This window comes from Roseovarius sp. YIN77 (genome assembly GCF_057219155.1).
Map to the genome: position 1 here is coordinate 17,286 of NZ_JBXVVI010000020.1, position 24,650 is coordinate 41,935.

Below are 24,650 nucleotides of genomic sequence, written 5' to 3' on the forward strand. Positions count from 1 at the left end.
CGTGTTTGAGGTGTGGATCAGCCGATCAAGGTTCATCCGGCGTCTGGGACACCACACCGCTGATCAGGTTCATCCGGTACAGCCGATCAAGCACAGAACCCCGATAATCGGGCAACCGCTCAAGATAAGTGGTGAGGCCCGCGTGAAACCTCCGTGCCTCTGCCACCGCTTCGGCGACGGTCATCGGTTTGAACCTGATCCTGTCCCCCGGACGCGCCTGCGAGACCCGATCGATATCGGCGCTGATCACGGTGGCGATCTTGGGGTACCCGCCGGTGGTCTGGTGATCTGCCAAAAGGATCAGCGGGTCGCCATGGCCCGGCACCTGCACCGACCCCCGGAGCAGCGCCTCTGACGGGATCGACAGGGCATCCTGCGGTGGAAGTTTTGGACCAGACAATCGCATGCCCATACGGTCGTATTCCTGTGTGATCTGATAAATCTCACCATTCAGCGCGGTCAGCGCCTGTGGGGTGAAACGATCGTCTTGCGGGCCAACCACGATGCGCGTGCGCCCATCAAAGCGGGCGAAATCGGGGATCGGAAACGCCCCGTGCAGATTGCCACGAAGTTCTGCGTTTAAGACAGACAACTGATCACCGGCCTGCAAGGCCCGGCCACACAGGCCCGAGGGCAAATGCGCGGCATGGCTGCCTAACCAGTTGGGGCCGTCGATCTGGCCAGCAAACCCCAAATAGCACCAGCTGCCCGCGGGACCCGATCGAATGGTCAGGGACTGTCCCTCTGATACGGAAAAGACAGACCACGGGCTTTGCGGGACCCCGTCGAGCCGGATGCCAAACTCCCCCCCTGCAACGCCAAGGGTCACCGATCCGCTCGTGCAAGTCAGGGCCAAACCGCCCATAGACACTTCGATTGCTCGAAAATCGTTACCTCCGTCCAGCGCGTGACGCAGAATGTCAAAGCCAACCCGATCCATCGGTCCAGATTCGGTCACGCCAAAGCGCAGAAAACCGGGGCGTCCCCGATCCTGAACAGAGATAAAGGGCCCCGCAGCCGTAATGTTAATTACAGCCGTCATTGATGGGCCCCATTTATCAGGGCGTTTTCATAATCATCGCGGCTGACCCGCGAAAACCTCACTTGATCTCCAACCGCCAGCGGAAACGCGTCATCAGCTTCTGGTCGCAAAAACCGAAATGCCGTCCGCCCCAATAGCCACCAACCATTGGGGAGGGTCATCGTCGTGACCAGCGACTGCGGGCCCGCTATACACACTGTTCCCTCTGGCACTCCGCGAACCGGGGTTTCCTTGCGTGGCAGTTGCAACACGTCCGACACGCCGCCCAGATAGGCATAGCCGGGGGCGAAACCGTACATATAGATCATGTAGGTGCCGGACATATGGGCGTTGATGACGGCATCAGTGCTAAGGCCCGTTTGCGCTGCGACCTCTTCCAGATCCGGGGCCAAGTCGCGCTCATAGCAGACCGGGACGGTCCACACGGTCGGCGCACGCGCCTCTGCCGCATCTGGGTTCAGGGCCATAAGTGCCGCGGAGAGCGTGTCATAATCGGTTGTCAGCGGATCATACCCCACGAAGAGCGCGGTGTAGGACGGGACAAATTCGGTCACCCCGGCAAGCCCCACCCGCTCTGCGGCTTTGTGGAAAGCGACAACATGCGCATGGATGTTTTGATCTATCCGGTCACCAAAGCGCAGCATGACCCCGCAATCGCCAACCGGTTGGGCCATGGGTGTCATACGAAGGACCTGATCTCAAACCCGGCGGCGGTCAGCCGGTCGCGCAGGGCTGCGGCCATGGCAACCGCTGTCGGCCCGTCCCCGTGCACGCAGATTGATCCCGCATTAAGGCGCGCGGGATCGCCACCAACTGTCGGCATTTCACCGGTTTCCAAGAATGCAATCAACCGTTGCGCCGCCTCATCCGCGTTATGGATCATGGCACCGGGTCTACCACGCTGTACCAACTGGCCCTCTGGTGTGTACCCGCGATCGGCGAAAACTTCGCACACGGCTGGCAAACCAGCGCGGTCGGCCTCTGTCTCTAATGCTGTCCCTGACACGGCCAGCAACAGGGCGCGATCCCCCAGAACCGCGCGTGTGGCGCGCACAACGGCGGCGGCGATCTCGGGCGTTTCGCAGGCCCAGTTCGACAAGGCGCCATGCGCTTTGACATATTGTACTTCTGCCCCGGCCAGCGCCGCCACACCGCAAAGTGCGCCGGTCTGGGCGGCGACCAAGCGTTCAACCTCTGTCGCGGTCAGGGGCAAGCGACGCCGGCCAAAGCCCTGACGATCCTCAAACCCCGGATGGGCCCCAATGGCGACACCGGCCGCCTTTGCCGCGACGACACTGTCATACATGGTCATGTTATCACCGGCATGGCCGCCACAGGCGATATTGGCGCTGGAGATGATCTGCATCATCTGCGCGTCTTCGCCCATTTTCCAGGGGCCGAAACTTTCCCCCAGATCAGCGTTCAGATCGATGCTTTTCATGAGCCCCTCCGATTGGTTGCGTGGAACGTTACACCGGCCATGCCGGGCGTCAAGGCAACGATCCCGGTTGACCTTGCCTCAGGATTTAGGAATGGTCCGGCCATAGATCGCCGGAGAGCCCCATGACAGACGCACCAATTCGCATTGCCATTAACGGTTTTGGCCGCATCGGGCGGTCGATCATGCGTCTGGCCATGTCCAAACAGCATCGCGCCCATTTCAAGCTGGTTCTGATAAATGACGTGGCGGCGATTGATATGCTGGAATATTTGCTGCGATATGACAGCGTCTTTGGGCCCTATCCCGGAACAGTTCATGCCCAGGGCGACACGCTGATCGTCGATGGCCAACGCATCCCGGTGACGATGAAGGGCGACCTGAGCGAGCTGGATCTGTCGCATGTGGATATTGTTTTGGAATGCACAGGTGGCGCCAATACGCGCGGCGTGGCCGAACGCGGGCTTAAGGCTGGCGCGGGTCGTGTGTTGATATCGGGGCCCTCGCCCGCAGCGGACAAAACCATCGTTCTGGGCGCAAACGATTTCGAATTGCGGGATCAAAAGATCATCTCCAACGCTTCTTGCACCACCAACGCGTTGGCGCCGTTGTTAAAAACTCTCGACGATGCGTTTGATGTGGAAAGCGGCCATATGACGACCGTGCATTGCTATACCGGCAGCCAACCAACCGTCGACACCCCGCGCGCGACAGAGGCACGCAGCCGGGCCGCCGCCCTATCGATGGTCCCGACCACGACCTCTGCCGCGCAACTGATCGGCGATGTGCTGCCGCATCTGGCGGGACGGGTAGAGGCACGTGCGATCCGCGTACCGACAGCCAGCGTATCCTGTATCGATCTGGCAATCGCCCTGGGGCGCAAAGCCAGCGTCGCAGAGGTCAACGATGTGCTGACCGCAGCCACCGGGCCAATCATCGGCCGGGTCACCGACCGCGTGGTTTCCACCGATATGCGGATGCGCCCGGAAAGTATTGTGATGGTCCCGCATGAAACTTCTGTCTCGCGCGGGGGGATCGTTCGGGTGTTTGGCTGGTATGACAATGAATGGGGATTTTCGAACCGAATGCTCGATATGGCCCGGTTGATGGCGACAAGATAGAGCCTCGATCAGGTTCTTCCCCCTTTAACCGGAATGTGAAAGAATTGCTGCGAAAAGGATAAAAATAATGAAAGCAGCCGATCTGAAACTGACAATCCAATCGCCACCCACACCACCTGCAGAACAATTTACCAGTGCCGAAGAAGCGGTGGATCGTTTGTGCGAACTTTATGATATTGCAACGCGTTTTCTGTGCGAAAAGTTTTCTACAAAAGCCTCCGGCCCGCAACCGGCAGAACGCTATCGCGCCTATTATCCTGAAATTCGGGTCAGAACACTTAGCCATGCCCATGTCGACACACGGCTGGCCTATGGTCACGTGTCGCAGCCGGGGGAATATTCCACCACGGTTACCCGCCCCGACCTGTTTCGAAACTATCTGATCCAACAGATCGGTTTGCTGATCAGAAACCACGATGTGCCGATCACGATCGGTCTATCTGACACGCCGATCCCAATGCATTTTGCCGTTGCCAACGACCCCACCGTGACAGTTCCGCAGGATGGGTGTCTGCAATTCCCGCTGCGTGACATCTTTGACGTGCCGGATCTGGAGACGACCAATGATCTGATCGTCAATGGAATGGGCTTTGTTTATCCGGATGGGTCGATGCCGCTGGCCCCGTTTACCGCGCAGCGCGTCGATTACTCTCTGGCCCGGCTGTCGCACTACACCGCGACAGATCCTGAACATTTCCAAAACCACGTTTTGTTCACCAACTATCAGTTCTACGTGGCGGAGTTCGAGGCCTATGCCCGCCGGGCGCTTGCCGACCCGGAAAGTGGTTATACCAGCTTTGTCTCAACCGGGAATATCGAGATTTCTGATCCCGACGCTCCGCTGGACATGCCCGTGAAACTACCGCAGATGCCAACCTATCATCTGAAACGGGAAAACGGGAACGGCATTACGTTGGTCAATATCGGGGTTGGACCATCAAATGCCAAAACCGCCACCGACCACATCGCCGTTCTACGCCCCCATGCCTGGCTGATGGTTGGTCATTGCGCGGGGCTTAGAAACTCCCAAAGCCTGGGCGATTTTGTGCTCGCCCATGCTTATCTGCGCGAGGATAACGTTCTGGATGCTGATCTGCCAGTCTGGGTTCCTATCCCGCCTTTGGCAGAGATTCAGATCGCGCTGGAACGGGCCGTGGCCAAGGTCACGGAACTGGAGGGCTATGAGCTAAAACGCATTATGCGGACCGGCACCGTGGCCAGCATCGACAACCGCAATTGGGAATTGCGTGACAATTCCGGGCCAGTGCAGCGCCTGTCCCAGTCACGTGCCATCGCCCTGGACATGGAAAGCGCGACCATCGCCGCCAATGGATTTCGCTTCAGGGTCCCCTATGGAACGCTTCTGTGCGTGTCTGACAAACCCCTGCATGGGGAGCTGAAATTGCCCGGCATGGCGTCTGAATTTTACACCAGTCAGGTGGCGCGGCATCTGCTGATCGGCATTCAGGCGATGGAAACATTGCGCGACATGCCGCTTGAGCGTATCCATTCGCGGAAACTGCGCAGCTTTGAAGAGACCGCCTTCCTCTAGGGAATGGCAAAAAAGCGCATATTTTTAGGGAAAAACAGCTTTTCAGCGCCACTAATTGTTGTGTCGTCCCACCATATACAGTTTAATGCGGCCAATAACGCCCCAACAACAGGGCAAATCTGAGGAGACATACAAATGGCAAAACCTATGACCAAGACACAGCTTGTGGCTGCTCTGGCCGATGAAATGGGGTCTGATAAGAAATCCGCAGCAGGCGCTTTGGACGCTGTCATCAGCATCATCACCCGCGAAGTATCCGGCGGTGGCGCAGTCACCCTGCCCGGCGTTGGCAAAATCTACTGCCGTGAACGCCCGGAGCGTATGGTCCGCAACCCGGCCACCGGCGAGCAGATCAAGAAAGAGGCGGACAAAGTCGTGAAAATGACCATCGCCAAGGCACTGAAAGACAGCGTCAACGGCTGATCCGCGCCAGATCGCAAGAATTCGGAAAGGGCCGCTTAACCGCGGTCCTTTTTTATTTCCGACCGCTTTGAGACGCCGCCTGCTGTCGCAGCCATTTCTTGAAGATTGACACACCAGGCGGGTTTCGACCGGGCAAAGTGACCATGTTATACCCCAGCTCATGGTGGCCAAGGTCTGTGACGAAAGCCAACTCTCCGGCATCGACCAACTGTTCGACAACAGATCGCGGCTGCACGGTAACGCCCAAACCTGATTTTACCGCTGCCAGAACCAACGCATTGGTGTTGAGCAGGCGCAGGGTCAAATTTTCCAGTTTGATCCCCACATGTTCAAGCATAACACGGCGTTCCAGCATGTGCGTTTCCAAGACCCAGGTCATGTCCTCAATTTCACGAACTGACTCTATTTCGACCGCTGATACCAATGCAGGGGGACCAACTATCCAGAAATCCCCATCGGTCAAAAGCTCAACCTCCAACCCCGGCCAGTGCCCATCCCCATAGCGGATCGCCATATCAAAGCCCCCGGATTTCAAATCCACAACATCGATGTTCGGGCTGATGCTGATTTCAATGTCAGGATGTTGAGCCCAAAATTCCCCCATTCTCGGCATGAGCCAATTTGACGCGAAGGCGGGCGTCGTGCTGAGATTTATGGGTCGTGTCTCAACCTCGGCGCGTAAGGTATCCACCCCATCGGCGATGGTGGAAAAACCCTGCCGTAAACTTTCTGCCAATCTGGCACCAGCCGGGGTCAACACCACACCGCGCCCTTGCCGGATCATCAGCGTCTGGGAAAACTCTGCCTCCAAACAGCGCACATGTTGCCCGATGGCGGCATGGGTGACGTTCATTTCCTCTGCAGCCCTGCTGTAGCTTTGATGCCTGGCGGCGGCCTCAAAGGCGCGAAGTGCTGATAGCGATGGCAGTTTCCAAAGCGACATATGTAAGTACATCTTTCATATTGAAATTCATATTGAATTGATTTTCACACCAAATAACCGAAATATTCAAGTATCGGATAACTTGATTAAGAAAAGGAAACATAAAATGTTAGGTGTTCTTTCTTCCACGCTCAGAATCGCATCCCGCCAAGACCGGTGGAACCACACAAGGAATGCAGCCTCCCACCTTGATTTGAAATGCCGCCATATTCGCAGGCAGAACAGTTCGACTGACCGGGTTTTTGAGGAGCTGAAAAGATTTATCAGATGAGAAATACCGCCGGATAAGCCGAAAATTACTTCGGCTTATCCAAGAAAAAACTCAGCGTCGCCTACGTTGGCGACCGTCGCGTCAGCAAGTAACCAGATTGATCGACCAAGGTCTAACTGGGTCAATCTTACCCAAATCTCCCGCCATTTTCTGCGATCCGTCCAAATATGTTATGATCAACGAGAGGACGCAGACCGCTGAGTCGGCGTGTATGCTTATCGATCTTTCTGTTTTCCCGTCTGTGTCCGATCGTTTTCTCGTCGGCACTACAACGTCCCCGCGATTGGTATCGCGGGCGCGAACGTTATTTAGGGGGATAAGATGACTACGAAAACACCGAGTGAATTGAATGATCTGGTCCGCGGCGACGTGATTGTCGAAGGTGACGCAGATTACGAGGATGCCCGTTCCGTTCATAATGGCATGATCGACAGAAAGCCCGCCGTAGTTGTCAGGGTGATGAATGCCGGTGACGTGGCAACCACGATCCACTTTGCCCGCGACAACGGTTTGGATCTTTCGGTCCGCGGTGGTGGCCACAGCGGGCCTGGATTTGGCACCAATGACGGCGGTGTTGTCATCGACATGTCAAAAATGCGCGGCGTGCGTGTTGATCCGGCCGCCAGAACCGCCCGCGCCGAGGGGGGCACCACCTGGGGTGATTTTAACGCGGCCACTCATGCCTATGGTCTGGCCACGACAGGCGGTGTGATTTCCACCACCGGGATTGCGGGCCTGACATTGGGCGGCGGTATTGGCTATCTGACCCGCGGATGCGGATTATCGCTGGACAATCTGATCTCTGCCGATGTGGTGACCGCAGATGGCAGCATTCTGGTTGCCAGTGAAAATGAAAATGCTGATCTGTTCTGGGCCATCCGCGGCGGCGGTGGGAACTTTGGTGTCTGTACATCTCTGGAATATAAGCTCCACCCGATAGAGACCGTCTATTGGGGGCCGATGTTCTATGAAATCGAGGAAACGGAAAACATTTTCAAATTCTATCGGGAATTCATTGCAAATGCCCCGCCCGAGATGGGAGGCTTCCCTGCCTTCCAGATTGCGCCACCTTTGCCTTTCATCCCCGAAGATCGACATGGCGATATGTTTGCGGCCATTGTGGCCTGCTGGTCCGGTGATCCGGCAGAGGGTGAAAAGCAGTTCAAAGCGTTCCACGATGTGGCAGAGGTGAAGGCAGAAATGGTTGGCCCATTGCCCTACCCGGCCATAAATGGCGCCTTTGATGCCCTGTTCCCACCGGGAATCCGCCAATACTGGAAAGGCAACTTCGTCAAAGATCTGACGGATGAGGCCATTGCAGAACATGTCCGACATGGGCCAAATGCGCCCACCGTCAGTTCGACCATGCATCTCTATCCAATCAACGGAGTCTGTCATGACGTGGCCGCGGATGCCACGGCCTTTGGCCACCGGGATGCCAATTTTTCAATGGTGATAATTGCAGCGTCCGATGACCCGGCTCAAGACGCAGCCAACACCAAATGGGTGCGTGACTATTCGGACGCGCTGGCCCCGCATTCGGAGGCGGGGGGTTATATCAACTTCATGGACGATGACGATTCCGTCCGCGTTCAGGACAATTATGGCGGCAACTATAACCGGCTGGTCAGCATCAAACGCCAATATGACCCGGACAATCTGTTCAGGATAAACCAGAACATCGCACCGTAGGCGAGATCCGTATGGTCACACTAGCGCTAGTCCGCGGGCATCGGACCGCGTGACATGAACGGCTCTTCGACAACGGTGATCTGGTCGTTGGTGATCGTGATGACAGCGTAGGACGGCGGCTCATCACTTAGTTCTACCGGTACGCTTTCAGGCACCAGTGGATTTTGGTGGTTAAGGCTGGGTAGGCTGGTAAAGGGAATGCCGCGCCAGTTGGTGTAAACCGTTTTGTGGATATGGCCAAAGAAGACATGGCGGATGTTGCGCCCTTCGCGCAGCACCTCGCCAAAGGCCTCGGGCTCCCATAGTTGAATGTCGTCTACCACCGGCATGCCGACCTGAAACGGGGGATGATGCATGAAAAGGTAGGTGGGTGTGTCACCTGCCTGTAGCAACTGTTCGGCCAGCCACGCGCGGCGCGCAGGGCAATATTCGCCCTCGTGCGCATCGATGCCATCCTTGGTCGTGTCCAGAAATAACATCACGCCCTGATCCGTTTCCAAACGGCACTGAACAAACCCATTGGGATCACGGGTGAGATCGGGAAAGGCCGCGCACAGGTTTTCGCGGATGTCATGATTTCCCATCATCAGATGCACCGGCATGGGGCACGCCGCCGTCATCCGGCGCAGCAGATCATATGCGACAGGTTCTCCGGCATCCGCCAGATCACCGGTAATCACCAGAAATTCCGCATCTGATTGCCAGCGGAGAATATCCTCCAGACAGGCAGCAAAGCGTTGCTCCGGGTCGTTTCCATAAAGCAACCCGCCCGGTGTGATCAGGTGAATGTCAGAAATCTGGATGATTTTCACACGACTGCCCTTTGCTATTTTCTTAGTGCATCGATGCAGGTTTTCCGATTTCTCGCAATATTTATGTTGTTGAAATGTGGATTTCAGTGTCTGTCTTTTTGCGAAGCCATTGGGGCAGAACTTAAACGGGATTGGCAGTAACGGGTTTCATGGATATTCGTGCGATTTTTATGGGGCTCGCCTTTGCCTTCATGTGGTCATCGGCCTTCACCTCTGCCCGTATGATCGTGATGGATGCCCCGCCAATGACGGCGCTGGCGATCCGGTTTCTGATTTCCGGCCTGATCGCAATTGGCATCGCGCGGGCCCTGGGGCAAAGCTGGCGCCTGACGCCTGGGCAAAGAAAGGCAACGATTGTCTTTGGCCTGTGCCAGAACGCGCTTTATCTCGGCCTGAATTTCATCGCCATGCAATGGGTAGAGGCATCGCTGGCCGCGATCATCGCCTCGACAATGCCGCTATTGGTGGCCTTTGCCGGGTGGGTTCTGTTTCGTGAACGCCTGCCCGCCCTTGGCACTGCCGGACTGGTCGCAGGCTTTGCCGGAGTTGCATTGATCATGAGCGCCCGGTTAGGGCAGGCCGATGTCAGCCTTTTGGGCGTCGGTCTGTGTGTTCTGGGGGCCTTTGCACTGTCCATTGCCACATTATCAGCACGCTCTGCCTCTTCTGGCGGGAATATCCTGATGGTGGTTGGGCTGCAGATGCTGGTCGGCAGTGGCGCATTGGCCATTGCCGCGCTCGGGTTCGAAACCTGGCAGGTCAACTGGAGCTGGCGATTGGCAGGCGCATTTGCCTACACGACGCTGGTGCCCGGCCTTGCCGCCACCTGGGTCTGGTTCACGCTGGTTAACCGGATCGGGGCGACACGGGCCGCCACCTTTCACTTCCTCAATCCGTTTCTTGGGGTCGCTGTTGCCGCCGTCCTGTTGGGGGAAACACTGGGCGCGCGCGATATCTTAGGCGTCACAATCGTGGCTTTTGGCATTCTCGCTGTTCAGATATCCAAAGCCCAAAGACGTTAACCGCCTTTTCTTTTTGGCACAAATACTCCCGCCGGAGGCGTGGGACGCTTGCACGCACCCTGCCCTATCCGATCTTTCCCCGGTTTTCACCCACCTGCCCACGATGCAAAAGCAGGTGGTCAAGGATCACACAGGCCATCATCGCCTCCCCCACGGGAACCGCGCGGATACCGACGCACGGGTCGTGGCGGCCTTTGGTGATCACTTCGATGGGGGAGCCATCCTTGCGGATCGATTGGCGCGGCGTCAGGATCGACGACGTCGGTTTCACGGCAAAACGCACGACAATATCCTGGCCCGTGGAAATACCGCCCAGAATGCCGCCTGCATGGTTCGAACTGTATTCGGGCCCGTTGGGGCCCATGAAGATCTCATCCGCATTATCTGTGCCGCTCAAACCCGCTGCGGCCATGCCCTCGCCAATCTCGACACCCTTCACAGCGTTGATCGACATCATCGCCGCAGCCAGATCCGTATCGAGCTTGCCATAGACCGGCGCGCCAATCCCGGCGGGCACATTGCGGGCAACAATTTCCACAGCAGCCCCGACAGAATTGTGCCCCTTGCGGACCCCATCCAGATAGGTTTCCCATTCGCCCACACAGCCCGCATCGGGCACCCAAAACGGGTTCTGATCAATCTGATCCCAGTCAAAGTGGCTGCGATTGATGTGCTTTTCCCCCATCTGAACCATGTAGCCCTTGATCTCGACACCGGGCGCGATGGCCTTGATTGCCTCGCGCGCCAGACCACCTGCCGCCACACGGGCCGCCGTTTCCCGGGCAGAGGATCGCCCGCCGCCGCGATAATCGCGATTGCCGTATTTCAGATGATAGGTGATGTCGGCATGGCCGGGGCGAAAGGTATTGGCGATGTCGCCATAATCCTTTGATCGCTGATCGGTGTTCTCGATCATCAGCTGAACCGGCGTTCCCGTCGTCTTGCCCTCGAACACGCCAGACAGGATTTTCACGGCATCGGGTTCACGACGCTGGGTCGTGTGCTTGTTCTGCCCCGGTTTGCGTTTGTCCAGCCACTGCTGGAGCATGGCCTCGTCCACCGGCACCTCTGGCGGGCAACCGTCAACCGTCGCACCTAAAGCAGGCCCATGGCTTTCGCCCCAGGTGGTGACGCGGAAAAGATGTCCGAATGTGTTGATCGACATGGGCGATGCTCCTTTCCCAGCGGTCTACCGGGCGGGAGCGGATCGCTCAAGTACGGAATCACAGTTGCGCAATCGCAATCAGGCCGTGTCGCCCTACATCCACAAAATACAGAAGATCGGAACCGGGGCCACAGCCACCAAAATCGCGGCCAGATAGGCCAACGGGTTGTACAGTCCCGACATGCCGGCCGCCAACCCAATGCCCCCAGCCCCGCCTATCAGGGCGTTTCCGGGCATATTCAGGATCAGCATTAGCCCAAGATAACGATGGCGCAGCATGAATGGCAGCAAGCGGTTGGGCGCATGTTGCGTCAGATATGTCAGTCGGTCTTGGCGTGTGAGTTGCGACAAATCTTCGACCAGCCCTCGTGCCTTGTGAAATCCGAGATAGCTGAAGGCCGCAGAACAGACCTGCACAGGCACAAAACGCCCGACCCCGTAGGCTATCAGCAGCGCTAACACCATAGACAGATAGACCCCCATCGCGATCTTACCGCCAAAGACCAGTAAAAGCCCGACCCCGATCTCTACTCCTGGGACAAACGGCAAGGCCGACAAAAGGAGGAATGCCCCCAAAACCATCAACACCACCGGGCCCATCACATGACTGGCGCGCAGTTCTTCCTCTGCCGTCATGCCGAAGGCGCGGGCCAACATCATGCCGCCCACCAGAAGGGCAGCATAAACGGCCAGCGCCGCCAACCTGCGTGTGTTGTGGTTCATCCAGCGCATGGCGCCTCCTGAAACTCTGGTTGAGTGTCGCATATTGTCATCCCTTTGTCTGTGTACGGATGATCAATCCTAGGTTTCAGCCTGTCATTTCAGCGTGAGCCAAAGCAAAAAACCCCGTCATCGGACGGGGTTTCATGCAGTGTTCAGGTGATTTCGGCGTGAAAAGCGCTGTTACGCGTGCTTTTTGCCTTTGATGCCTGCCCAGATCCGCTTGTTGGTCAGATAGAGCAACACAGACAATATGGTCAGAAAGACTACGCCCAGCAAACCGGCCTGCTTACGTGCCATCATCTTGGGTTCTGCCGTCCACATCAGGAAGGCCGAAACATCCTCAGAGAGGTGATGCAGGTCGTTTGCATGACCGTCAGCAAACTCAACCAGCTCATCTGACAGCGGCGGTGCCATGGAAATCCAGCCGCCTGGGAAGGCGGTGTTTTCATAAAGCGTGGCACCTGCCTCGGTTTTTTCCTTGCCGGTATAACCAGCCAGCAGAGAGGCGATATATTCAGCGCCACCCATGCCTTTGACGATCTGGTTGATCCCCAGACCAGCCGGGCCGTGGAAACCGGCACGTGCTTTTGCCATCAGGGTCAGATCAGGGGCGCCAGCGGCAGTGTTTGCCGGGAACTTGTCTGCCGGGGTCGCAGCACGGAAATCATCCAGTTCCGGATCGAAAACCTCAAACTGCGCTGCATAGGCGCGGGCCTGCTCTTCGGTATAACCCAGCCCTCCCTCATCCGCGATATTGCGGAAATACAGGTATTGCAGACCGTGGCAGGCAGAGCAGACCTCGGTGTAGATCTGAAAGCCGCGCTGCAACTGCGCCTGATCGTAGGTGCCAAACGGCCCCTCGAAAGAAAAGGCGAAGTCCTCGATATGCTGTTCCCCACCGCCGGCGGCGATGGCACCCCCTGCCGACAGGCCAAGGGCGGTAACTGCGGTGATCGCGAGTTGTTTGATCATTGTCAGTGTCCCTCTTATTCGGCAGGTGTTTCAGACGCGCCATAATGGGCGTTGAAGTCAGCTTCGATTGTATCCGGCGTGGCCAGCGGTTTTTCGATCACACCCAGCAGAGGCAGGATGATCAGGAAATAGGCGAACCAGTAGGCAGATGCGATCAGCGAAATCCAGTCATAGGGGAATTCGGCCGGACGGGCACCAACCCACATCAGCACGAAGAAGTCGATGACCAGCAGCGCAAACCACCATTTGAACATCGGGCGGTAACGACCGGAACGCACGCTGGAAGTATCCAGCCATGGTGCCAGCGCCATCACAGCAATCGCACCGAACATGGCCAGCACCCCGAAAAACTTGGCGTCTACGATGCCGCCGGTGACAAAGCTGACCAACTGAACAGCCCACACATCGGCGGTAAAGGCGCGCAGGATCGCGTAGAACGGCAGGAAATACCATTCAGGTACGATATGCGCCGGGGTGACCAGGGCGTTCGCCTCGATATAGTTATCTGGGTGGCCCAGATAGTTCGGCATAAAGCCAACGATCGCCATGAAGACAACCAGAATAACCGCCAGCGCAAACACGTCTTTGATGACGTAGTAGGGCCAGAACGGGACGGTGTCTTTTTCAGCTTCGGCTTTTGACCCGCGACGCACCTCAACCCCGGTCGGGTTGTTGTTGCCGGTGGTGTGGAAGGCCCAGATGTGAACCATAACCAGACCTGCGATAACAAATGGCAGCAGGTAATGCAGGCTGAAGAAGCGGTTCAGCGCCGGCTGACCCACAGCAGATGCCCCCAAGAGCCAGCCCTGTATTGCTTCGCCGATACCCGGGATCGCGCCAAAGAGGCCGGTGATAACCGCAGTACCGTGGAAGGACATCTGCCCCCAAGGCAGAACGTAACCCATAAAGGCGGTGCCCATCATCATCAGATAGATCAGCATTCCGATGATCCAGGTGACCTCACGTGGGGCCTTGTAAGACCCGTAATACAGGCCGCGGAACATGTGGGCATAAACCGCCACAAAGAACAGCGATGCGCCGTTCATGTGGAAATAGCGGATCATATGACCGCCATTAACGTCACGCATAATGTGTTCGATCGAGGCAAAGGCCAAGTCGACATGCGGGGTGTAATGCATCACCAGAACGATCCCGGTGATGATTTGCAGACCCAGACAAAAGGTCAGGACGATGCCCCAGATCCACATCCAGTTCAGGTTCTTGGGCGTGGGGATCATCAATGTGTCATACAAGAGGCCAACAACCGGCAGGCGGGAGTGCAGCCATTTTTCGATACCCGTCTTGGGTTCGTAGTGATCGTGCGGAATTCCGGACATCTGCGTCTCCCTTAACCCAGCTGAATCGTTGTTTCGTCGACAAAAGAGGCAATAGGCACCGGCAAATTTTGCGGCGCAGGTCCTTTGCGGATACGTCCAGCGGTGTCGTAATGCGAGCCGTGGCAGGGGCAGAACCAACCATGGAAATCACCAGCGCCATCGCCCAACGGCACGCAGCCCAGATGCGTACATAGGCCCAACATCACCAGCCATTTGCCTTCGGCATCCAGCGAACGGTTTTCGTCAGTGGCGTCCAGACCGGGTTTGTTGTCATTCCGGTCGATCGGGTCGATCAGCTCGCCCATCTCAACAGAACGCGCCTCGGCGATCTCATCGGCGGTGCGGTGGCGGATAAAGACCGGCTTGCCCTGCCATTTGACCGTCAGCTGAGTGCCTTCGGCAATACCGGAGATATCAACCCGGATCGAGGCCAAAGCGCGCACATCTGCACTGGCGTTCATTTGATCGACCAGCGGCCAGACAGCGGCCCCGGCGGTGACTGCACCGGCGCCAGCCGTTGCATAATATAGGAAATCCCTACGGGTGCCTTCGTGATCTTCTGCGTGGGACACGGACAGTTTCTCCCTTTGTTGGCGGTTGCCAAATACGACTACAGGGCCGCGTCAATAGACGAGCCTTCCCGGGCGGGTTATTAGCGGGCCCGAACGCCCGCGTCCAGCGGACAATCGGGCGCAGCCCTAAAAATGCACCATTGACACGAGAATACCACCCAACATCGCGTTCCGCGGGGTCATTTGACCGAAACTGATACGAAAAGACAGGTTGCCTCGAATCTTGTGCCAATGTGCGAATCGCTTTCCCGCCTTATTGTTGACGATTTGTAACCAGTATCCGCAAGTTTTGCTAAATTTAGGCACAATTTGGAAACCGCGCCCGGTGCCAAAAGGCAGAACTGATCTGCTTACGCAGAGGAAAGCGGGAGCTAAAATTGTATTGTGGCCAGAATAGGAAGCCATGCACTAAGTGAAATATATTTCATATATTCAACTGCTTAGATTTTTTCAAACGAGAATCAAAAGGATAAATAAGGCGGATTTGTGACGGTCGGGACCGGCCCGCCTTATTAATGACAAATGTAAGATATTCCTTAGGCAGACACCGATTATTTCGGCTCACACACACTTTGAAAGACTTTGAAATGTCTGCCACTCAACTACACCAGATGCAAACCGCCCCGCTGCCACAGGGCCTTCCTCAGTTATCCTTCGAAAAACAGTCCAGTCTTTCGAAGAAGATCGAGATCTCGACTTCTGTGGTGCAGTTGGATGCGGGGCACATGCTCGGCCAGTCGCGCCGCTATGCGGTTGAACTGATCGCCAAATCCATTTTTGTCGCCCACCTGATGGGCAAAGAAGAGTTGCTGATCACCAGCGTCATGGGTTGGATCAATGATTTTTGCGGCCGTTATTGTAGCCCGGTCGAGGCCGAGCCGTGGTTCAATGCCATTATCGAAGATGCCTGCGAACTGCTGGAATGGCAGCGCCCGGTCATGCGCCTCAGCCGTCGTGAAAACAAACTGGAGCTGCGCTGCTATCTGAACGAGGCAAAACCAACAGATTATCGCTTTCTCGACAATTGGTATTGCGAAGCCCGTGAAAGCTTCACGCCGGCGTAGTTTAACCCGTTGGTTGCGTGTCCTGAAAAGATTGGCGTTTGCTGAACCCGGCAAACCAGTCGCCGATCTGGGGGGCTCGACTGCGCCAGTCGCGATCCGCATGGCGCAAATCCAGATATCCAAGCGCACAGGCCACAGCAATTTGCCCCATATTCAAGGGTGCATTCAGATGGGACATCCAGCGATCTTCTAACGCCGCAAGCGCCTGATCGATCTTGCGCCACTGCCCATCTATCCAATCTGCCGATTGTGCCCCTGCCGGTCGCAGACGAGCTTCATAGACCATCAGAAGCGCCGCATCGAGCATCCCCTCCGCCGTCGCCTCCAGCGTCAGTACCTCCCACAGTGAACTACCCTGCCCGTAAAGCCCTGTCCCGACCCGATCATCCAGATAGCGGCAGATCACCCGGCTGTCATAAAGCGTGCAGCCATCGGGCCGTTGCAGCGCAGGCACTTTGGTCAAAGGGTTCTGCGCGACGTAACCGTCAGATGGGGTCAGTGGTGTCCCCGTTGTCGGGATCAATTCTACATCATCCAGTTGACCCGATTCATGAAGCAATATCATGACTTTGCGCACATAGGGCGAGGTTGGGCTGAAATGAAGCTTCATTCACTTGACCTTTCGAATGCGCAGACGGCCAAGCGTGGTCAAATCAACCTCTATGCCCGGGCCATTGGTCCCCACCCGGATCACCCGGTGGAAATGCGATGTGGTGTTGACTTGGCCTGCATCCCTGCGAAGGGTCAGGCCCTCCTCCACATCGTCCAGCGCATCTTCTGCCCGCTGATCCCGGCGGCCCGGAGAAATCTGCCGCATCACCGCATATCCGGCCAGCGCCACAGCGCCGTAGCGCATCGCAATGCCGGCAATCGGCAGGATTGGTAAAGCCATGTCCGTTCCTCCTGTGTTGATCAACATGTAGGGGCGAATTGGGCACCGGTCCACTTTGATCTCTGGATCCATAACGAACAGGCTGAATTTATCTTGCCCGAAATCTCGACTTGGTGCAGGGTGCCGGCGTTCTCAGGGCGGGGTGAGATTCCCCACCGGCGGTATGTGGGTCAGCCCCACGAGCCCGCGAGCGCCCTTGGTTTCAAGGGGTCAGCAGATCTGGTGAGAGGCCAGAGCCGACGGTTACAGTCCGGATGAAAGAGGACGAGCGGCACGGAAATCCGTGACCGCCCGTAATCGCCTTGGGTGACGTGTCGATACCAAAGGAGATTACGATGACACACACCCGTTACGCTTTTATCAAGGCCAGTTGGCATGCTGATATTGTTGATCAGGCCTTGGTCGGATTTCAGGAACTGATCCCAGCAGACCAGATCGATATCTTTGACGTGCCCGGCGCGTTTGAAATGCCCTTGCTGGCCCGCGATCTGGCCGCATCAGGGCGCTACAGCGCTGTGACTGCTGCGGCCTTCGTCGTGGATGGTGGTATTTACCGCCATGATTTTGTGGCCCAGGCCGTGGTGGACGGGCTGATGCGCGCGGCAATGGACACCGGCGTGCCGGTTTTGTCGGTCTCGCTAACCCCACACCAGTATCAAGAGACCCAGCACCATAATACGATCTATCGTGAACATTTCGTTGAGAAGGGGCGCGAGGCTGCCCGAGCAGCGTTGATGATCGGCAAAACGCGCGCGGCGCTGGCGGCGTGATCTGACAGCGCGCCTGCGGCGCATTCCATTCGGTGAAATGAGGGGCGTTGCCCCTCAAACACCCCAAGGTATTTCGGGCGAAAGGAAGGGGTCAGGGGAAGGTCGTGACCGGATCGCCGGCATACCAGCGGGGGTATTTGGTCATGATCGAGGTGAAACGGTCGGAGGCTTTGAAAGCCACCAACCACCGGGCCAGTTCGGGCCAGGGCTGGGCGGTGAACCAATCCAAATCGACATGGGCGAATTGCCGGACGAACGGCAAGATCGCCATGTCGGCAAAGCAGGGGTGATCGCTGAACAAATAGGCGCGACCTTCCATCATCTTGTTGATTTTATGCAAAAATAATCCTGCCTTGTGGCGTTCAACCTCGATATCCACATCCTTGTGGCGCACCGAGTATTTATACCGATCAAGCGCGGTTTTAAACGGCCCGTCTTTTTCCGCAACCAGATCAAAGCCAAGGGCAGGCATGTTCAGCCATCCCTCTGGATCGTGTTGATCCAACGCCCAAAGCATGATGTCAAAGCTTTCATCCAGCACCAGATCGCCCGCCTTCAGGCAGGGGACAGTGGCTGTGGGGGACGTGGCCAGAAATTCGGGGGCCTTGTCGCGCAGGATGACCTCTCTCAACTCCACCTTCACCCCGGCACTGGCCACGCCAAGACGGGCGCGGATGGCATAGGGGCAACGACGAAAGGAATAGAGAATGGGAAGGGTCATAAAGCCCACGCGAATCAAAGGTTAATGACCGGAATAGACCAGAAAACCGGTGCTGCAGCACGTCGGTATTTTGTCGGTATCACGGCGGCGTGAAATCGGGCTATGGTGGCCTGAACCGGGCGTGCGGTGGTCGGCCCATGAGGGCGGGTGGTTGGCACGCATCCGCTGCCCCATCCGGGCTGCGTATTCACGGAGTGTTAACAATTATGCTAACCTGTCAGGTGAGACCGACAGGGGGCCACATGCAGGATTTTCCACCGAGACTTGAAAACAAATTTTACATCACCGAAGGCGGTGTAGAGACCGAAATTCTATACAAATGGGGTTTTGAACTTCCGGAATTCGCGATGTTCCCCTTGCTGGATGATCCCAAGGCGCACCCGATTATTGAGGATATTTCCCGTCGATGCTTTGATGTCGCGGAACGGCACGGAACCGGAATACTGATCCTTGGCCACGACTACAGGGCAAGCCCCGATTGGGGGGCAAAGCTGGGTTATTCGCCAGAGGGTTTGGTGGACATGCAAATGCGCACCATCGCCTTTCTGGATGGTATACGGCGCGAATATGAAGGCCGCGTCTCGGATGCCTATATCGCCGGATGCATCGGCCCGCGCGGGGATGCCTATGGCACCGGTGTGGGCATCACCGAAGAAGAGGCCGAAGATTATCACTCCGTCCAATTGACGACGCTGACAAAGACGCCAGCTGACATGGCCATTGCGGTGACTTTCAACAATATTCCCGAGGCCGTTGGTGTGGTCCGGGCTGCGACCGCAATCGGGATTCCAATTGGTGTCAGCCTGACCCTGACCAATGAGGGTCGTTTGCGGTCTGGGCCGAGCCTGCGCGAGGCGGTGGAGACGATTAACGACAAAACCAATGGCGCGGCGACCTGGTTTGGCACCAATTGTTCGCATCCGTTGGAGTTTGAACCGGCGCTGGCTGATGCGGGGCCTTGGCTGGATCGTCTGCGCTATGTCCGCCCTAACGCGGTCCGAATGGATAAGCTTGCCCTGTGCAAACTCGGCCATCTGGAAGACGGCGATCCGGTGGAACTGGGCCAGCAAATGGGAGGCGTCGCTCAGATGTTCCCGCGGGCCGATATTCTGGGCGGGTGTTGCGGCACTGATGAGCGGCATCTGGGGGAGATCGCCGCGAATGTGAACGCCTTGCGTGGATATGGGTAATCCTTCGGCCGGTTAAACGTCAGCGGGCCATGATCTGGGCCAAAACCGTATCAAAATCCTCCCCCTGTTCGGCACGCGTGATCAGTTCCAGCACTCCACTGCGACCGGCGTGGCGCTCTATCGCCGCGACCTCTGCCGCGGCAGCGCGATAGGCCAGCCCGGCCCCAATTGCGCGATAGATGTCATCCCAATCCCAGAATCTGAGCACCCGGCGCACCCGGGCGCGGGCGGTGTCTGTGACCGGGCCGTTCCATTTCGGATGATCGGCCACATGGGTGGCGAGCCCCTCATCAAACCAGGTGGGAAAGGGCTGACGGATCAGGTTCCTGAGGCCCATGGAGTGGTGCAACCTGGAATGTGTCAGCTCATGCGTCAGGGTGCCCAGTGTTAAGCCGCCAGGACTGACCAACACCGCAAAGGGACCAATAGCAGCCCCATTGCCACCAATGCCGAACCGGCGGGCACAGGTTTTGGTCGAACACAGGATGATGACCGGATTGTTGGCCGTGCCGAAATACGCCGCCACGTTCCGGCGCGCATTTGCCACCAATGCGCGATAGGTTGCGGCATTGTGGGGCGCATCCGACCAGATACGCGGGGCAATCTCTATCAAGCCGAATGCACTGGGAAAGGCCGCCCGATGAGACCCCGGAATCGCCATGGAGATCACCACAACGACAAAAAGGGCATTGATAAACCGACTGATGGTCCCGACAAACATAAAGGGAGTCAGCACGTGGATGGGGCTGAGATCAATGGGAAATATACCTAATCCGATCTATGGACATCAGTCCCGATTTCGATTTTCGTGCGTTGGGTGGGTCACACTACCAGCCGTTCGCTCGCAATCCCTGTGACTTCGGCCCGGACAATCGTGCTTTCCACCTGATCGGCATTGAACGTCACCTCGGTGAACTGTTCGGTCCGACCCATGCGGGGGTTTTCCATCAGGATATTATGCGTACGCCCGATCTGGGCGGTCAGGTGTTTGGTGACCTGGGCATCGCCAGCGGCGCGCAAGCGGGCGGCGCGGGATTTGATGTCATTGCCGTTGACCTGATTGGGGATTTTGGCGGCGGGGGTGCCGTCGCGTTTCGAATAGGGGAAGACATGCAGCCAGGTCAGGTCGCAGTCCTGCACCAGTTTTAGCGAGTTTTCGAACATCACCTCTGTCTCTGTTGGGAAGCCCGCGATGATGTCCGCGCCATAGGTCATGTCGGGGCGCAGTTTGCGCGCCTCTTCGCAGAACCGGATCGCGTCATCGCGCAGATGGCGGCGCCTCATCCGTTTCAGGATCATATCGTCGCCGGCTTGCAGCGACAGGTGCAGATGCGGCATCAGCCGGGATTCAGTTGCGATGGCCTGCATCAGGTTTTCATCCACCTCGATGGAGTCGATGGAACTGATCCGCAGGCGCGGCAGATCTGGCACCAGTTTCAAAATCCGCATGACCAGATCGCCCAGTTTCGGCTGCGCGGGTAGGTCCGCGCCCCAGCTGGTGAGGTCGACGCCAGTCAGGACGACCTCGTTATAGCCACGATCCACCAGCCGCTTGATCTGATCCACCACGACGCCCGCAGGGACCGACCGGGAATTGCCGCGGCCATAGGGGATGATGCAGAATGTACAGCGGTGATCGCACCCGTTTTGGACCTGAACATAGGCGCGTGATCGGGTGCCAAAGCCATCAATCAGATGGCCCGCGGTTTCCGTGACCGACATGATGTCATCGACCTGCACGCGCTCCGTCTGGCCAATAAAATCCGGGCCCATGGCCTTCCAGGTACCCGCCTGCATTTTTTCGGTGTTGCCTATGACCAGATCAACCTCTGCCATCTGGTTATACGCTTCGGGGTCCGTCTGGGCGGCGCATCCGGTGACGATCAGCTTAGCCCCGGGATTGTCCCGGCGCAGCTTGCGGATTTCCTGCTTGCCCTTGCGCACGGCCTCTGCCGTGACAGCGCAGGTGTTGACCACGACGGCGTTTTCAACCCCTGCCCCGGCGGCGAGCTCTTTCATCGCCTCGGTTTCATAGGCGTTCAGGCGGCAACCCAATGTGGTGAATTTGGGGGCGGACATCAGGTGCCTCTTAAAAACTCTGCGGTCAGGACACCGTCAAAGACATAAGTCGCAGCACCCGTCATCCAAACCCCATCGTCGCGCCAATCAATGGTCAGCGACCCGCCATCCAGATCCACCCGCACACGGCGCCCGGTCAGGCCCCGACGCGCCGCTGTGACAGCCGTGGCGCAAGACGATGACCCAGAGGCCAGCGTGATCCCCACACCCCGTTCCCACACCCGCATGCGGATGTGATCCGGGCCGACAATGTGCGCGACCTGCACATTGGTCCGTTCGGGATAGAGCGGGTGATGTTCGATGGTTGGGCCAAAGGCCGCCAGATCCACCGCCTCTGCATCCTCGACAATAAACGTGCAATGCGGATTGCCCATGCCGGTGGCCGACGGTGCGCCCTCTATCGGCAGTTCCAGCGTATCCATTTCGCGCGCCAAGGGCACATCCCGCCAGTCCAATTGCGGCAGGCCCATATTGACGCTGATCTCCCCCTCTGGCGTGCGAATGGCCGGCAACAGCCCCCGTGCGGTGCGCATGGTGACAGCGTCGCGACCGCTCTCTTCGATCAACAACCGGGCGATACAGCGGCTGGCATTACCGCAAGCCCCAGAGGTCGACCCATCGGAGTTGTAAAAGATCACATCGACATCGGCGCTGTCTGACGGCAGCAGCAAAGCCAGCTGATCAAAGCCGACGCCAAAATGCCGGTGCCCGATCGCGCGCACCAGGGAATCGGACAACTCTCGCGCAGCCCCACGCCCATCGACAATGACAAAGTCATTGCCAAGCCCGTGCATCTTGCGAAACGGCAGCCCGTTTGAGGTGTTCAACGTCGAATCCATCCGCTTCATATAGGGGAGAGAGAAAAATCTGACCAGTGCCCGCATTAATCCACCTTTTCGCCCTTGACCCGGGGGGTACGCTTTTCTAAGTAGGCGCCTCATGTGGGCCGTTAGCTCAGTTGGTAGAGCAACTGACTTTTAATCAGTGGGTCGCAGGTTCGAATCCTGCACGGCTCACCACTGTTTTCAATTACTTAGAAGACGTTAAATATGGGCTTAGGCCCATTCTAGTCTCTTTTTAGTCGCATCATTCGCGTCGTTTTCAGGCGACACGCTGTGTTCCGCAATGTTCAGCTGAGTTTGCGACTCGTTTCGAATCTCCGCCGCTGATACGCTCGCCGGGCCTAGGTATTGTCGTAACCTGGGGCATCGCGATGCTCCTCAAATGAGGAGAGATCGTGATGAGGATCTTATCGAAGCGTCAGCTGAAGGAGCTGGTTTTGTATTCGCCGCAACATGTCGCACGTCTGGAAAAGGCAGGCCAATTCCCAAGAAGGGTACAGCTGGGCCCGAACAGGGTGGGATGGGTTGAAGCCGAAGTTCTGAACTGGCTTGAACAAAGGTTGGCCAATCGGGAAAACCCACCCGACACTCCTGCATAGGAGCCAGGTGGCCGGAGGTGCATACTCCGGTCACCCACTTATAGGTTCAGCTACAAATCTTGAACGGCGAGACGCCGCAGCGCTGCCATTGTTCTTCAAACAGCGAATTATCGATGTTGGAAACGAGACTGAGCGGGTCGACTGCTTTTGTTAACACAGACTGTCGAACACGTTCAGAACAGGGATTCAACAGCTGCAAGAATTCTGACTGACGCGTGCGGCTGGTAAAAACCCACAATGAGAGCGTGTTGGCCATCAGGCCGTAGTGCGTGTTGAACAGAGACTTCTCGATGACATCCGCGTATTGTTGTGCTGATCGGCGAAGGCTTTTGCGGGCCGCTGTTGAATGTACGGGCTCTGTGCCTCGATCAACCTCAAGCATGAATGCACGAAAACTGCCGCCATAATCCAATGCAAAAAGCTGATCAGGGTTCAGCCCGCCACGCTCCATCGGCACCTCTAAAGATGCCCCCCGTTTTGCAAGGATGATGTGTGCCGGGATGTAGCGAACACCATGTCGTGCCGCCGCGATGTCGATCGAACTCGTTACGCAAGATGTCAAAAAGCTGTGCCACCAATGGCCGGTCGGACGAACAGTCGGTTCTGACAGTCCCAGATCAAACAGGTGATCTTTCGCAACTTTGGTCAGATCATAGACATAAGGATTAAAATCCGCATGCTCGGCCGCCCGCTGCTGTTGAGGCAATCGCAGGAAACCACCCGCACGCAGTTTCTGCATCTGCCGCAACGCGGTGTCCTTGCAGCGATGCGTGTTGCGGGTCAGTTCAAAGAGGTACTGCGACGATTGCGGGCCATGGCGCTCAATGTGCTTGAGCCAGCGGATCTCACGATTCGTCGGCCTGACGCCTATTTGAGGCGCCATGTGATGGAATGTTGATCTGCCAAGCGTGTCTGTCTTCGTCATGTATGACAGGTTAGCAGGACCTAGAGCTCAGGAGAACGGGATGTTGGGTCATCCTCCTGTTTTTCATCAGGTTTTTGAGGCTCTCCGTTCTCTGCTGGTTCAGTATGGTCAACCTTGTTCCGCAATGGCTCAGCGTAGGTTTTTCGGCTGTGTTCGCGGATGTCGGTAATCTCGTCCTTTGAGGCTTTGGGTAGGTTTTCCAGAACAAAGAACGGAAAACTGATCGGAACCGCGTTCTGGGTGAGGCCGCGCACATAGGTGGCGAAGGTGCCTTTGGGGTGTTGCTGGATCTTCTCTGGACTGGAGGCCATTTGCCCCGCCAGAGCGCGCGCATCGCGGGCAGAGACGCCCCCGGCCAGCTTGATCGATGTATTGGCTTCAAACGACTCCTGGAGCCCGATTGAGAGCTGGCCCAGGTATTGGTGCGCCATGATCATGCCGACCTTGAATTTTCGGGCCTGGCTGAGAATGACGCCAATGTTT

27 protein-coding genes, 1 tRNA gene and 1 riboswitch are annotated in these 24,650 nt (G+C 57.1%); of the genes, 10 read left to right on the plus strand and 18 right to left on the minus strand.

All coding sequences use genetic code 11. From position 1 onward, the window contains the following. Positions 1–25: 25 nt before the first annotated feature. The 3 genes from AC2D8P_RS14215 to AC2D8P_RS14225 are packed head-to-tail and all read right to left on the minus strand — an operon-like array spanning position 26 to position 2,483. Positions 26–1,042, minus strand: a complete 1,017-nt coding sequence (locus tag AC2D8P_RS14215; protein WP_484703459.1) for a 5-oxoprolinase subunit C family protein — start codon at positions 1,040–1,042, stop codon at positions 26–28. Next, on the minus strand, positions 1,039–1,725 hold the full coding sequence (locus AC2D8P_RS14220) for a 5-oxoprolinase subunit B family protein (RefSeq protein WP_484703460.1): 687 nt from the start codon (positions 1,723–1,725) through the stop codon (positions 1,039–1,041). Before AC2D8P_RS14220 ends, AC2D8P_RS14215 begins: the two co-directional genes overlap by 4 nt. After that, a complete protein-coding gene (locus tag AC2D8P_RS14225) occupies positions 1,722–2,483 on the minus strand; it encodes a LamB/YcsF family protein (protein WP_484703461.1) in 762 nt (253 codons plus the stop codon). The genes AC2D8P_RS14220 and AC2D8P_RS14225 overlap by 4 nt, the downstream gene beginning before the upstream one ends. A gap of 122 nt (positions 2,484–2,605) precedes the next feature. On the opposite strand from AC2D8P_RS14225, the gene AC2D8P_RS14230 reads away from it, so the two are divergent. The 3 genes from AC2D8P_RS14230 (at position 2,606) to AC2D8P_RS14240 (ending at position 5,576) form a co-directional block, all read left to right on the plus strand. Further along, positions 2,606–3,601 (plus strand): type I glyceraldehyde-3-phosphate dehydrogenase, encoded by a 996-nt coding sequence (locus AC2D8P_RS14230; protein ID WP_484703462.1) that lies wholly within the window; start codon positions 2,606–2,608, stop codon positions 3,599–3,601. Positions 3,602–3,668: 67 nt separating this feature from the next. Further along, on the plus strand, positions 3,669–5,153 hold the full coding sequence (locus AC2D8P_RS14235; protein WP_484703463.1) for an AMP nucleosidase: 1,485 nt from the start codon (positions 3,669–3,671) through the stop codon (positions 5,151–5,153). Positions 5,154–5,288: 135 nt separating this feature from the next. After that, positions 5,289–5,576 carry an HU family DNA-binding protein gene (locus tag AC2D8P_RS14240; RefSeq protein WP_484703464.1) on the plus strand — a complete coding sequence of 96 codons (288 nt, stop codon included), beginning with the start codon at positions 5,289–5,291 and terminating at the stop codon, positions 5,574–5,576. A 52-nt stretch (positions 5,577–5,628) separates the two neighbouring features. Here AC2D8P_RS14240 and AC2D8P_RS14245 read toward each other — a convergent pair whose 3' ends face one another. Then, on the minus strand, positions 5,629–6,519 hold the full coding sequence (locus AC2D8P_RS14245; protein WP_484703465.1) for a LysR substrate-binding domain-containing protein: 891 nt from the start codon (positions 6,517–6,519) through the stop codon (positions 5,629–5,631). Positions 6,520–7,111: 592 nt separating this feature from the next. Here AC2D8P_RS14245 and AC2D8P_RS14250 point away from each other — a divergent pair. After that, positions 7,112–8,482: an FAD-binding oxidoreductase gene (locus tag AC2D8P_RS14250; RefSeq protein WP_484703466.1), complete on the plus strand. Its 1,371-nt coding sequence runs from the start codon at positions 7,112–7,114 to the stop codon at positions 8,480–8,482. Positions 8,483–8,508: 26 nt separating this feature from the next. Here AC2D8P_RS14250 and AC2D8P_RS14255 read toward each other — a convergent pair whose 3' ends face one another. Continuing rightward, the gene (locus tag AC2D8P_RS14255; RefSeq protein ID WP_484703467.1) at positions 8,509–9,294 is read right to left on the minus strand and encodes a phosphodiesterase; all 786 of its coding nucleotides are present in this window, start codon (positions 9,292–9,294) and stop codon (positions 8,509–8,511) included. 149 nt (positions 9,295–9,443) lie between these two features. Here AC2D8P_RS14255 and AC2D8P_RS14260 point away from each other — a divergent pair, with 149 nt between their 5' ends. Then, a complete protein-coding gene (locus AC2D8P_RS14260; RefSeq protein WP_484703469.1) occupies positions 9,444–10,316 on the plus strand; it encodes a DMT family transporter in 873 nt (290 codons plus the stop codon). A gap of 64 nt (positions 10,317–10,380) precedes the next feature. On the opposite strand, the gene aroC is transcribed toward AC2D8P_RS14260, so the two are convergent. The 5 genes from aroC to petA all read right to left on the minus strand — a co-directional run bounded on the left by aroC (position 10,381) and on the right by petA (position 15,085). Continuing rightward, the gene (aroC, locus tag AC2D8P_RS14265) at positions 10,381–11,481 is read right to left on the minus strand and encodes a chorismate synthase (protein ID WP_484703470.1); all 1,101 of its coding nucleotides are present in this window, start codon (positions 11,479–11,481) and stop codon (positions 10,381–10,383) included. Positions 11,482–11,574: 93 nt separating this feature from the next. Continuing rightward, on the minus strand, positions 11,575–12,213 hold the full coding sequence (locus tag AC2D8P_RS14270) for a hypothetical protein (RefSeq protein ID WP_484703471.1): 639 nt from the start codon (positions 12,211–12,213) through the stop codon (positions 11,575–11,577). Positions 12,214–12,384: 171 nt separating this feature from the next. Beyond that, positions 12,385–13,176 carry a cytochrome c1 gene (locus AC2D8P_RS14275; protein ID WP_484703472.1) on the minus strand — a complete coding sequence of 264 codons (792 nt, stop codon included), beginning with the start codon at positions 13,174–13,176 and terminating at the stop codon, positions 12,385–12,387. 14 nt (positions 13,177–13,190) lie between these two features. Then, positions 13,191–14,513 (minus strand): cytochrome b, encoded by a 1,323-nt coding sequence (gene petB, locus AC2D8P_RS14280; protein ID WP_484703473.1) that lies wholly within the window; start codon positions 14,511–14,513, stop codon positions 13,191–13,193. A gap of 11 nt (positions 14,514–14,524) precedes the next feature. Next, complete coding sequence (gene petA / locus AC2D8P_RS14285; protein ID WP_484703475.1) at positions 14,525–15,085, minus strand: ubiquinol-cytochrome c reductase iron-sulfur subunit; 561 nt, start codon at positions 15,083–15,085, stop codon at positions 14,525–14,527. A 611-nt stretch (positions 15,086–15,696) separates the two neighbouring features. Here petA and AC2D8P_RS14290 point away from each other — a divergent pair. Then, a complete protein-coding gene (locus tag AC2D8P_RS14290) occupies positions 15,697–16,149 on the plus strand; it encodes a hypothetical protein (RefSeq protein WP_484703476.1) in 453 nt (150 codons plus the stop codon). Position 16,150: 1 nt separating this feature from the next. On the opposite strand, the gene AC2D8P_RS14295 is transcribed toward AC2D8P_RS14290, so the two are convergent. Both AC2D8P_RS14295 and AC2D8P_RS14300 read right to left on the minus strand, forming a co-directional pair. Further along, entirely contained in the window at positions 16,151–16,759 is a 609-nt protein-coding gene (locus AC2D8P_RS14295; protein WP_484703477.1) for a glutathione S-transferase, read from the minus strand. After that, complete coding sequence (locus tag AC2D8P_RS14300) at positions 16,760–17,041, minus strand: hypothetical protein (protein ID WP_484703478.1); 282 nt, start codon at positions 17,039–17,041, stop codon at positions 16,760–16,762. 124 nt (positions 17,042–17,165) lie between these two features. Further along, positions 17,166–17,311, plus strand: a riboswitch (FMN riboswitch). A 65-nt stretch (positions 17,312–17,376) separates the two neighbouring features. Between AC2D8P_RS14300 and AC2D8P_RS14305 the strand changes: the two genes are divergently transcribed. Continuing rightward, entirely contained in the window at positions 17,377–17,811 is a 435-nt protein-coding gene (locus AC2D8P_RS14305; protein WP_484703479.1) for a 6,7-dimethyl-8-ribityllumazine synthase, read from the plus strand. Positions 17,812–17,902: 91 nt separating this feature from the next. Here AC2D8P_RS14305 and AC2D8P_RS14310 read toward each other — a convergent pair whose 3' ends face one another. Continuing rightward, positions 17,903–18,532 carry a glutathione S-transferase gene (locus tag AC2D8P_RS14310; protein ID WP_484703480.1) on the minus strand — a complete coding sequence of 210 codons (630 nt, stop codon included), beginning with the start codon at positions 18,530–18,532 and terminating at the stop codon, positions 17,903–17,905. A 242-nt stretch (positions 18,533–18,774) separates the two neighbouring features. Here AC2D8P_RS14310 and AC2D8P_RS14315 point away from each other — a divergent pair, with 242 nt between their 5' ends. Then, a complete protein-coding gene (locus AC2D8P_RS14315; RefSeq protein ID WP_484703481.1) occupies positions 18,775–19,722 on the plus strand; it encodes a homocysteine S-methyltransferase family protein in 948 nt (315 codons plus the stop codon). Between the two features lie 19 nt (positions 19,723–19,741). On the opposite strand, the gene AC2D8P_RS14320 is transcribed toward AC2D8P_RS14315, so the two are convergent. The 3 genes from AC2D8P_RS14320 to dapF all read right to left on the minus strand — a co-directional run bounded on the left by AC2D8P_RS14320 (position 19,742) and on the right by dapF (position 22,640). Beyond that, positions 19,742–20,443: a hypothetical protein gene (locus tag AC2D8P_RS14320; RefSeq protein ID WP_484703483.1), complete on the minus strand. Its 702-nt coding sequence runs from the start codon at positions 20,441–20,443 to the stop codon at positions 19,742–19,744. 101 nt (positions 20,444–20,544) lie between these two features. Further along, positions 20,545–21,801, minus strand: a complete 1,257-nt coding sequence (mtaB, locus tag AC2D8P_RS14325; RefSeq protein ID WP_484703484.1) for a tRNA (N(6)-L-threonylcarbamoyladenosine(37)-C(2))-methylthiotransferase MtaB — start codon at positions 21,799–21,801, stop codon at positions 20,545–20,547. Then, entirely contained in the window at positions 21,801–22,640 is an 840-nt protein-coding gene (dapF, locus tag AC2D8P_RS14330) for a diaminopimelate epimerase (protein ID WP_484703499.1), read from the minus strand. Before dapF ends, mtaB begins: the two co-directional genes overlap by 1 nt. A 104-nt stretch (positions 22,641–22,744) precedes the next feature. Between dapF and AC2D8P_RS14335 the strand changes: the two genes are divergently transcribed. Beyond that, a tRNA-Lys gene (locus AC2D8P_RS14335) sits at positions 22,745–22,820 on the plus strand. 221 nt (positions 22,821–23,041) lie between these two features. Then, positions 23,042–23,242 carry a helix-turn-helix transcriptional regulator gene (locus AC2D8P_RS14340; protein WP_484703485.1) on the plus strand — a complete coding sequence of 67 codons (201 nt, stop codon included), beginning with the start codon at positions 23,042–23,044 and terminating at the stop codon, positions 23,240–23,242. A 46-nt stretch (positions 23,243–23,288) separates the two neighbouring features. Here AC2D8P_RS14340 and AC2D8P_RS14345 read toward each other — a convergent pair whose 3' ends face one another. Beyond that, positions 23,289–24,167 (minus strand): replication-relaxation family protein, encoded by an 879-nt coding sequence (locus tag AC2D8P_RS14345; RefSeq protein WP_484703486.1) that lies wholly within the window; start codon positions 24,165–24,167, stop codon positions 23,289–23,291. A 20-nt stretch (positions 24,168–24,187) separates the two neighbouring features. Beyond that, positions 24,188–24,604: a hypothetical protein gene (locus tag AC2D8P_RS14350; protein ID WP_484703487.1), complete on the minus strand. Its 417-nt coding sequence runs from the start codon at positions 24,602–24,604 to the stop codon at positions 24,188–24,190. Between the last annotated feature and the right edge of the window lie 46 nt (positions 24,605–24,650).

Coding starts and splice junctions, on each gene's coding strand:
- AC2D8P_RS14300 (WP_484703478.1), bottom strand. CDS start 17,041: ATGGCTTTACCAATCCTGCCGATTGCCGGCATTGCGATGCGCTACGGC.
- AC2D8P_RS14260 (WP_484703469.1), top strand. CDS start 9,444: ATGGATATTCGTGCGATTTTTATGGGGCTCGCCTTTGCCTTCATGTGG.
- AC2D8P_RS14240 (WP_484703464.1), top strand. CDS start 5,289: ATGGCAAAACCTATGACCAAGACACAGCTTGTGGCTGCTCTGGCCGAT.
- AC2D8P_RS14290 (WP_484703476.1), top strand. CDS start 15,697: ATGCAAACCGCCCCGCTGCCACAGGGCCTTCCTCAGTTATCCTTCGAA.
- dapF (WP_484703499.1), bottom strand. CDS start 22,640: ATGGATTCGACGTTGAACACCTCAAACGGGCTGCCGTTTCGCAAGATG.
- aroC (WP_484703470.1), bottom strand. CDS start 11,481: ATGTCGATCAACACATTCGGACATCTTTTCCGCGTCACCACCTGGGGC.
- AC2D8P_RS14310 (WP_484703480.1), bottom strand. CDS start 18,532: ATGACCCTTCCCATTCTCTATTCCTTTCGTCGTTGCCCCTATGCCATC.
- petB (WP_484703473.1), bottom strand. CDS start 14,513: ATGTCCGGAATTCCGCACGATCACTACGAACCCAAGACGGGTATCGAA.
- AC2D8P_RS14345 (WP_484703486.1), bottom strand. CDS start 24,167: ATGACGAAGACAGACACGCTTGGCAGATCAACATTCCATCACATGGCG.
- AC2D8P_RS14350 (WP_484703487.1), bottom strand. CDS start 24,604: ATGATCATGGCGCACCAATACCTGGGCCAGCTCTCAATCGGGCTCCAG.
- AC2D8P_RS14305 (WP_484703479.1), top strand. CDS start 17,377: ATGACACACACCCGTTACGCTTTTATCAAGGCCAGTTGGCATGCTGAT.
- AC2D8P_RS14320 (WP_484703483.1), bottom strand. CDS start 20,443: ATGTTTGTCGGGACCATCAGTCGGTTTATCAATGCCCTTTTTGTCGTT.
- AC2D8P_RS14245 (WP_484703465.1), bottom strand. CDS start 6,519: ATGTCGCTTTGGAAACTGCCATCGCTATCAGCACTTCGCGCCTTTGAG.
- mtaB (WP_484703484.1), bottom strand. CDS start 21,801: ATGTCCGCCCCCAAATTCACCACATTGGGTTGCCGCCTGAACGCCTAT.
- AC2D8P_RS14315 (WP_484703481.1), top strand. CDS start 18,775: ATGCAGGATTTTCCACCGAGACTTGAAAACAAATTTTACATCACCGAA.
- AC2D8P_RS14235 (WP_484703463.1), top strand. CDS start 3,669: ATGAAAGCAGCCGATCTGAAACTGACAATCCAATCGCCACCCACACCA.
- AC2D8P_RS14295 (WP_484703477.1), bottom strand. CDS start 16,759: ATGAAGCTTCATTTCAGCCCAACCTCGCCCTATGTGCGCAAAGTCATG.
- AC2D8P_RS14225 (WP_484703461.1), bottom strand. CDS start 2,483: ATGAAAAGCATCGATCTGAACGCTGATCTGGGGGAAAGTTTCGGCCCC.
- AC2D8P_RS14275 (WP_484703472.1), bottom strand. CDS start 13,176: ATGATCAAACAACTCGCGATCACCGCAGTTACCGCCCTTGGCCTGTCG.
- AC2D8P_RS14250 (WP_484703466.1), top strand. CDS start 7,112: ATGACTACGAAAACACCGAGTGAATTGAATGATCTGGTCCGCGGCGAC.
- AC2D8P_RS14230 (WP_484703462.1), top strand. CDS start 2,606: ATGACAGACGCACCAATTCGCATTGCCATTAACGGTTTTGGCCGCATC.
- AC2D8P_RS14220 (WP_484703460.1), bottom strand. CDS start 1,725: ATGACACCCATGGCCCAACCGGTTGGCGATTGCGGGGTCATGCTGCGC.
- AC2D8P_RS14270 (WP_484703471.1), bottom strand. CDS start 12,213: ATGCGCTGGATGAACCACAACACACGCAGGTTGGCGGCGCTGGCCGTT.
- AC2D8P_RS14215 (WP_484703459.1), bottom strand. CDS start 1,042: ATGACGGCTGTAATTAACATTACGGCTGCGGGGCCCTTTATCTCTGTT.
- AC2D8P_RS14340 (WP_484703485.1), top strand. CDS start 23,042: ATGAGGATCTTATCGAAGCGTCAGCTGAAGGAGCTGGTTTTGTATTCG.